Annotated in this window: 7 protein-coding genes and 1 pseudogene; 2 read left to right on the top strand and 6 right to left on the bottom strand. The window is 70.4% G+C overall.

The window, feature by feature from the left end; all coding sequences use genetic code 11:
- The 3 genes from VGB60_RS04380 to VGB60_RS04370 form a co-directional block, all read right to left on the bottom strand.
- A partial coding sequence (locus tag VGB60_RS04380; RefSeq protein WP_331037056.1) for an alpha/beta hydrolase occupies nucleotides 1-981 on the bottom strand: 981 nt, incomplete at its 3' end.
- Nucleotides 978-1,892: a methyltransferase gene (locus tag VGB60_RS04375; protein WP_331037055.1), complete on the bottom strand. Its 915-nt coding sequence runs from the start codon at nucleotides 1,890-1,892 to the stop codon at nucleotides 978-980. The genes VGB60_RS04375 and VGB60_RS04380, both read right to left, overlap by 4 nt.
- A gap of 105 nt (nucleotides 1,893-1,997) precedes the next feature.
- A complete protein-coding gene (locus VGB60_RS04370) occupies nucleotides 1,998-2,831 on the bottom strand; it encodes a class I SAM-dependent methyltransferase (protein WP_331037054.1) in 834 nt (277 codons plus the stop codon).
- Between the two features lie 267 nt (nucleotides 2,832-3,098).
- Between VGB60_RS04370 and VGB60_RS04365 the strand changes: the two genes are divergently transcribed.
- Entirely contained in the window at nucleotides 3,099-3,569 is a 471-nt protein-coding gene (locus VGB60_RS04365) for an Hsp20 family protein (protein WP_331037053.1), read from the top strand.
- A 56-nt stretch (nucleotides 3,570-3,625) separates the two neighbouring features.
- Here VGB60_RS04365 and VGB60_RS04360 read toward each other — a convergent pair whose 3' ends face one another.
- From VGB60_RS04360 to gpmA, 3 genes are all read right to left on the bottom strand, one after another.
- Complete coding sequence (locus VGB60_RS04360; RefSeq protein ID WP_331037052.1) at nucleotides 3,626-4,900, bottom strand: pentapeptide repeat-containing protein; 1,275 nt, start codon at nucleotides 4,898-4,900, stop codon at nucleotides 3,626-3,628.
- A gap of 123 nt (nucleotides 4,901-5,023) precedes the next feature.
- Nucleotides 5,024-5,662: a bifunctional diaminohydroxyphosphoribosylaminopyrimidine deaminase/5-amino-6-(5-phosphoribosylamino)uracil reductase RibD gene (locus tag VGB60_RS04355; protein ID WP_331037051.1), complete on the bottom strand. Its 639-nt coding sequence runs from the start codon at nucleotides 5,660-5,662 to the stop codon at nucleotides 5,024-5,026.
- On the bottom strand, nucleotides 5,659-6,384 hold the full coding sequence (gpmA, locus tag VGB60_RS04350) for a 2,3-diphosphoglycerate-dependent phosphoglycerate mutase (RefSeq protein ID WP_331037050.1): 726 nt from the start codon (nucleotides 6,382-6,384) through the stop codon (nucleotides 5,659-5,661). Before gpmA ends, VGB60_RS04355 begins: the two co-directional genes overlap by 4 nt.
- A gap of 159 nt (nucleotides 6,385-6,543) precedes the next feature.
- On the opposite strand from gpmA, the pseudogene VGB60_RS04345 reads away from it, so the two are divergent.
- Nucleotides 6,544-7,434 (top strand): annotated as a pseudogene (locus VGB60_RS04345) (phosphomannomutase/phosphoglucomutase); the annotation flags it as partial.

Here is a 7,434-nt window from a genome sequence, read left to right as displayed (position 1 = left end):
CGCCGGCGACACATAGGCCGCCATGGCGTCGAACTCTTCAAGGAAGACGGCGCGCAGGTCGTCGGTCTCCATGATGATCTCGTGCTTCGCCCCGGTCACCTCGACGTAGCGGCCGCGAGGGATGCGTTTCGCCGCCCATTTGCTGGTGTGTTTCCAGACCCGATCGTCCTCGCCCGACTGCACCACCGCGACAGGAACCTGCACGCTTTTCAGCGCGCGCGGCTTTAGCGCCCGTTCGCCGCAGTCGAGGCCGACCGCCAGCCAGCCCCACGTCGGTCCGCCAACCGCCAGATGCGGGCAGGCGAACAGCTGCTGCCGCCACTGCTCGTAGCGTCCCTCGTCCGAGGTCAGGGCGTCCTTCTCGAAGGTGTGGGCGAACGGGTCGTCAGCGTCGTCCAACACATAGTCGCCCGCCTTGCCGTGACGCAGGTTCCAGCGCACCGCCAGCTTGACCGACCACATCGAACGCTTGCCGGTCTTGATCCGCAGCATCGGACTGGACAGGACGGCGCCGGCGACGCGCGTCTCTCCCGCCTGAAGGGTCATCAGGTTGAAGGTGGCGCCCATCGAGTGGCCGACCATGATCCATGGCTTGGGCGCGCGGGTGTCCCAGGCGTCCAGCAGGCGCGCGTAGTCGTCTAGGAACTCCTCCACGGCGCGGGCGTGCCCCTTCAGCCGGTCGGGCAGCAGGCGGGCTGACAGGCCCTGACCGCGCCAGTCATGGGCGAGCACGCACCAGCCGCGGGCGAGGAAGTTGCCGATGACCTCGTAGTATTTCTCAATCGGCTCGGTGCGGCCGGGGCTCAGGATCACCGTGCCGCGCGGCGTCGCCGCCACCAGCGACGACGGCGTCCAGAACGCCGCCCGCAGGCGCAGGCCGCCCGCGCCGCGGAACCATTCGCCCTCGCCGCCCGGAGGCGCGGCGGCGCCCGGGACCCCCATCAGGGGCGCATTGGCGGCGTAGGCGGCGGTTCGGTTCACTCGGGCTTCCTGAATCTCAAGGTCATGCGGTCGCTCTCTCCGATCTCGTCATATTTCGCCCGATCGAAGCTCGGGTTCGGCGGCGAACCGCGCGGGGCGGTCAGCGACATCGGCGGCAGGGTGTCGACGCCGAAGGGATGATCCTTGGTGTCCCTTTCATTCGCGTTGATTTCCGACGCGGCCACGAAGGCGAAGCCGGCTTCCGCCGCCAGCTGTCTGACGAACGCCTCCTGTACATAGCCGTTCGCGGCGGCGGGATCCTGATCCTCCTCCGGCCCCAGCCGGTGCTGCTCGATCCCTAGCACGCCGCCCGGCCGCAGGGCCGCCCAGGCGTCGGCGAAGGCCTTTTCGGCGATGCCCGCCGCCATCCATGCGTGGATGCTGCGCATGAACAGCGCCATGTCCGCCGTGCCCGGTTCGGTCACCGGCCCGGAGCTGGGGCCGAACTCGCTCATCTGGATCTCGCCGTACAGCCTCCGGTCCTGCGTGAACCGCTGGCGGAAGGCGGCCATCAGCTGGGCCTGAGACGGATCGGCTCCGGGGCCCGTCTGGAAGCCTGCCGCGACGTACTTCCCCTCGCCCTCGGCCAGATAGGGGGCGAGGATCTCGGTGTACCAGCCGCTGCCGGGCCAGAACTCGACCACCGTCATGCGCGGCTGCAGGCCGAAGAAGCGCAGCGTCTCCATGGGATGGCGCGCGGCGTCCCGGGCCCGGCCCTCGGCGCGCCACGGACCGGCGATGGCCCACTCCAGCGAGCCCTGCGGCGGGCCGTCGGGGGTCGGCGGCGGCTCGGCGGTCTCTTCCTTGCGGCCGCAGCCTGCGCCGAACCCGACCAGCGCGACAGCCGCCCCGACCGTCAGCAGGCCGCGCCGCGACACAGATCCCGTTCGGCCTTGTCTGGACTCAGCCATGCGAGCTCCCCGCAGCGCGGCTCCACACTATCGGAGCCCCGCCGGAGCGATGGGCTTAACCGTGTTCAAGGAACCCGTCAAAACCCTTGCGGGCCCGGCTGTGGATCAGTTCGGCTTGCGGAATCGCAGGGTCATGCGGTCGCTCTCGCCGATGGCGTCGTACTCGGCCCGTTCGGCCTCCGTGAGAGGCGTCGGACGGTCGTTGGCGTTGTTGGCGCGCGGCGCGCTGGTGCGCACCGGCGGCAGCGTCCAGACGCCGTAGGGGTGATCCCGGTCGTCCTTCGGATTGGCGTTGATGTCGCTGCGGCCGCCTTCGTCGAGCACGAACCCGGCAGCCTGGGCGGCGCGGATGACGTAGCTCTCGGGCATGTAGCCCGTCGGCGCCGTCTCATCCGGATTGAGGCCGTCGACGCTGCGGTGCTGTTCGACAGCGAGCACGCCGCCGGGCTTCAGCGCCTTGAAGAAGGCCTGCAGATAGGGGGCGGTGCGATTGGCGCGGTGCCAGTTGTGGAAGGCGCGGGCCACGACGACCATGTCGGCGGTGCCGTCCTCGACGCCCATGCTCTCCAGCGGGCGGTTGACGGCGACGTAGCGGCCGCCGGTGGCCTCGGCGTAGGGCTGCAGGATGGCGCTCCACCAGCCGGCGCGGCCGGGTTCGATCTCGATGACGGTCGATCCCGGCGTCAGACCCCAGAAGGTCAGGGTCTCGAACGGGCGGCGATAGACGTCGCGGGCGACATCGGCCGCCGGTCGGGCGGACGATCCGATCGCGGCCTGCAGGGCGGCGTCTTCCTGGGGCACGGGCGGCGTCATGGCGGCCCGTCGCGCGGTTCGCTGGGCCGGCGTCTCGTCCAGGGCGGGAAGGGCCGGCAGCGCCTGGGCGTAGGCCAGGGCGGGAAGGGCGAGCGCGGTCGTGACGGCGAGGGCGAGCAGACGCATGGAGGCCTCCAGCAAAGTTCAACGGCGATGTTGTGGACCCTAGGGCCTGCGCGGGACGGGGCAAGCCTCCAGAATCCTCGGGCGACAGTTGGGCGCAGGTCTTGACGGTGCGCGAGCCCTTCCCAATTCTTCGTTCGAGGCCGCCGATTTCGGGGCCTCCGGACCGGACGGCGCCTCCTCGAGGGTCGACCGGGCTGAACTCCCACCACCGCTCCGGGCCCAAAACGCAGGAGCGGTTCGACCTTGCTGATCATCAGGAGGATGACAATGCGTACCTATGACTTCTCCCCCCTCTACCGTTCCGCCGTCGGCTTCGACCGTCTGGCCAGCCTGCTGGAAAGCGCCGCGCGCACCAGCCAGGAGAACGGTTGGCCGCCCTACAACATCGAGACGACCGGCGAGAACGCCTACCGGATCGAGATCGCGGTCGCCGGCTTCAGCCCCGACGAGCTGAACATCGAGGTCAAGGAGAACCTGTTGACCGTCACCGGCCGCAAGACCGCCAACGACGACGGCGGAACCGACCGGACCTTCCTGCACCGCGGGCTGGCCGAGCGCGACTTCGAGCGCCGCTTCCAGCTGGCTGATTATGTCGTCGTGAAGAACGCCGATCTGGTCAACGGCCTGCTGTCGATCGACCTGGTCCGCGAACTGCCCGAGGCGCTGAAGCCCCGTCGCATCGAGATCGGCGGCGGCTCCAAGCTGATCGAAGGCAAGAAGGACAAGGCCGCGGCCTGATCGTTCAGGACCGAAGCCTGGGAAGGGCGGCGTTCGCGCCGCCCTTTTTCCTTGGGTCAGGCGTCGACGAGCGGCGAGGCCAGCCCTTGGGTTCCGCCGGTGAGGGCGTCGGTCAGGTCGGCCTGCTGGACGTTGGCGCCGAACATCCGGGCGCGGCCCAGATCGGCGCCGGCGAGCACCGCCCGCTTGAGATCGGCCCCTGACAGGTCGGCGCCGCGCAGGCAGGCGCCGGAAAGGTCGGCGGGCAACAGCCGGTCGGCGGCGATCAGCAGCGGTCCCAGCTTGGCGCCCCGCAGGTCCGAACCGTTGAGTCGCGCCCGCGCCAGCCGTGCGCCGCGCAGGTCGGCGCCCTTGAGGTTGACCGAGCGCAGGTCCGCGTCCTCCAGATGCGCGCCCTGCAGCTGCACATTCTCCATGTCGAGGCCGTAGAACACCGCCCCCTTGGCCGACAGCGCGGTCAGATTGTAGCCGTGGATCGAGCGCAGCGCCCGCAGATCGACGCCGTCGAACACTGAAGGCCGGCCGGAGGCGCCGCCGCTTTCGCACCACTGCGCATGCTCGGCGAGCATCTCGGCGGCGGGCATCTTGCCGACTGGCGCGCCGGAGGAGCGGTCGTCGGTCAGGCAACCCGTCATGTCGGCCCCATCGGTCCGCCACATCGCCATCTTCACCCCGACCAGCACGGCGTCGCGCAGGTCGGCGCCCGACAGGTCGGCGCCTGACATATCCGCACCGGCCAGATCGGCGCCGCGAAAGCTGGCCTGTTTCAGGTTGGCGCGGATCAGCTTGCAGTCCTTCATCACCGCATCGGTGAAGTCGGCGGCCACGGCCACGATGCCGGTCAGCTTCGACCGCTCGAGGTTGGCTCCCGCGAGGCAGGCGCCCTGGGCTTGGGTGTCGACCCGCGAACGCGCCTCGACCACCTTGAAGCCCAGCTTGGCGTCCGCGGCGGCGATTGATCCCTCGCGCAGGTCGGCCTCGAACAGGTCCGCGCCGCTCAGGTCCGCGCCGCGCAGGCAGGCGCCCCGCAGATCGGCGCGCCGGAGGCTGGCTTCCACGAGGATGCAGTCCTGCATGTCGGCGCCGAAGAAGGTGGCGTTGTCGAGCTTGGCGCCGGTCAGATCGGTCCCGATCAGGCAGGCGGCGGCGAAATCGGCGTCGGCGAGGTTGCGGCCCGCCAGGCTGAGGCCCGACAGATCCATCCAGGCGAACACCGCGCGCGCGCCGCCCGGCTTGGCCTGCCACAACCGGTCGTGCCGGGCGCAGATCGCGTCCAGTTCGGTCTGGTCGAGGCGGCGTCTGGCGGTGGTGATGGTGTGATCGGCCGGCATGGTCCCATTCTGGCACGGCCCCGCTTAAGGAACACTGAAATGGTTAGCGCGGATTCGCCCTGCTCGTTCAGCGTCTTTCCGGGGCCGGCGCCGGCTGCGCGGCCCCGGAAGGACGGCCGGCGCTCAGTCGGTCAGCAGCCCCTGCGCCCGCAGCGAGTCCGCCAGCTCGCCCGGCGCGACCCAGACGCGGGTGTAGCCGGCCTCGCCCAGACGCTGCAGTTCGGTGGTCAGGTCGGCCTTGGCCGAGGCGGCGAAGCGGGCGTCGAACCCGGCCCCGTCCTCGCTGATGCGCACCATCGGCCGCCCCGTCTCGACCCGATGCAGATAGCCCTCGTAGAGAACCGCCGCCTCCTGGGCCAGCAGGCCGGTCTCGACCTCCAGCCCGGCCTTCTTCAGCCGCTCGACGCCGCGTCCCGACGCGAAGGGCGACGGATCGACGGCGGCGACCACCACCCGGCTGACGCCCGCGTCCATCAGAAAATTCGAGCAGGAGGTGCGGCCGGACGACCGGGCCCCGCACGGCTCCATGGTGACATAGGCGGTGGCGCCCCGCGCCCGCTCGCCCGCGGCCGGAGCCGCCTGCTCCTCGGCGTGCGGGCGTCCGCCCGGCGCGGTCGCCGCTTCCGAGACGACCCCGCCGTCGTTGACGATCACGCAGCCGACCGCCGGATTGGGCCAGGTCTCGCCCATCCGCGCCTTGGCCAGCTCGATGGCCCGGCCCATGAAGCGGATGTCGTCGGACGCCTGTTGGGCGGTGCTCATGACGCGGAGCCTTCCAGCGGCGGCAGCGGCGTCGCCCGCGCCTCGTCCAGATAGCGCGCGGAGACCGGCCGCAGATCACGGTCCAGCTCGATCTCCAGCGGATTGCCCGTCGGAATCTCGACCCCGACGATGGCGTCGTCGGGCACGGCGAACAGGTGTTTGACGATGGCGCGGAGCGAGTTCCCGTGGGCCGCGATCAGGACGTCCTCGCCCGCTTGCAGGCGCGGCGCGATCTCGGCCTCCCAGTATGGCAGGACCCGATCCAGCGTGGTCTTCAGACTCTCCGTGTCCGGGATGTCCTTGCCGGCGTAGCGGGGGTCGCCGGCGAAGTCCCACTCGCCGCCGGGCGCCAGCGGCGGCGGCGGGATGTCGTAGCTGCGGCGCCAGATCCTGACCTGATCCTCGCCGTGCTTCGCCGCGGTCTCGGCCTTGTCGAGGCCGGTCAGGCCGCCGTAATGCCGCTCGTTCAGACGCCAGTCCTCGACCACCGGCACGTCGCGCAGCCCGGCGCTGTCCAGCGCCAATGCGCCGGTCCGCTTCGCCCGCTTCAGCACCGAGGTGAACATGACCGCGGGGCGGAACGCGGCCGCGGCGATCAGCTCGCCCCCGCGCCGCGCCTGCGCCTCGCCCTCGGCGGTCAGGTCCACGTCGACCCAGCCGGTGAAGCGGTTCTCGAGGTTCCACTGGCTCTGGCCATGGCGCAGCAGGATCAGGCGGGGCATTCGGAACTCCAGGATCGGCGGCTTGGGGTAGGCCGGGGCTCGGAACCGGTCAAGGTTGGGATGGTTTCCGGCAACGCGGCGTCGATAGCGCCGTTCCCGCCTTGTTGTGACCCTCCCGCCCCCTGTCTATACGGGGCCGCCCCCATCCCAGGACCGACCATGATCAAGCCCCGCCAGGACCTTCGCCCCAACACGGCCGACTACGAGACCGTGCCGCTGGTGAAGCCGACGGGCTTCCGCGAATACGACGCGCGGTGGATCCTCGAGAAGGAGATCAACCTCCTGGGCATCCAGGCGCTGGGCCTGGGCCTCGCCACCTACGTCCACGAGATCGGCCAGCGGCCGCGCATCGTCGTGGGCCACGACTACCGCTCCTATTCGCTGAGCGTGAAACAGGCGCTGACGCTGGGCCTTCTGGAGGGCGGGATGGAGGTGCTGGACATCGGTCTCGCCCTGTCGCCCATGGCCTATTTCGCCCAGTTCGACCTCGACGCGCCCTGCGTGGCCATGGTCACCGCCTCGCATAACGAAAACGGCTGGACTGGGGTCAAGATGGGCGCCCAGCCGCCGCTGACCTTCGGCCCCGACGAGATTGGCCGGCTGAAGGACATCGTCCTGAACGGCGAGGGCGTCGGCCGCGCGGGCGGCTCCCTGACCAGGGTCGAGGGCTTCCGCGAGCGCTACATCGCCGACATCGTGTCCAAGGTGAAGCTGACCCGCCCGATCAAGGTCGTCGCCGCCTGCGGCAACGGCACCGCCGGCGCCTTCGCCCCCGAGGCACTGCGCCGGATGGGGGCCGAGGTGATCGAGATGGACACCGAGCTCGACTTCACCTTCCCCAAATACAACCCCAACCCCGAAGACCACGCCATGCTGATGCAGATGGCGCAGAAGGTCCGCGACACCGGGGCCGATCTGGCGCTGGGCTTCGACGGCGACGGCGACCGCTGCGGCGTCGTCGACGACACCGGCGAGGAAATCTTCGCCGACAAGATCGGCCTGATGCTCGGCCGCGACCTGTCGGCCCTGCACCCCAACGCCACCTTCGTC

This window comes from Brevundimonas sp. (assembly GCF_036399195.1).
In the GTDB taxonomy this organism is placed as follows: Bacteria; Pseudomonadota; Alphaproteobacteria; order Caulobacterales; family Caulobacteraceae; genus Brevundimonas.
Note: the sequence above shows the minus strand (reverse complement) of the source record. Positions and strands in the feature narration are given on the sequence as shown.

Bases quoted from the DNA above. Each gene is read 5' to 3' on its own strand.
- VGB60_RS04375 (WP_331037055.1), bottom strand. From the start codon at position 1,892: ATGGCTGAGTCCAGACAAGGCCGAACGGGATCTGTGTCGCGGCGCGGC.
- VGB60_RS04370 (WP_331037054.1), bottom strand. From the start codon at position 2,831: ATGCGTCTGCTCGCCCTCGCCGTCACGACCGCGCTCGCCCTTCCCGCC.
- VGB60_RS04365 (WP_331037053.1), top strand. From the start codon at position 3,099: ATGCGTACCTATGACTTCTCCCCCCTCTACCGTTCCGCCGTCGGCTTC.
- VGB60_RS04360 (WP_331037052.1), bottom strand. From the start codon at position 4,900: ATGCCGGCCGATCACACCATCACCACCGCCAGACGCCGCCTCGACCAG.
- VGB60_RS04355 (WP_331037051.1), bottom strand. From the start codon at position 5,662: ATGAGCACCGCCCAACAGGCGTCCGACGACATCCGCTTCATGGGCCGG.
- gpmA (WP_331037050.1), bottom strand. From the start codon at position 6,384: ATGCCCCGCCTGATCCTGCTGCGCCATGGCCAGAGCCAGTGGAACCTC.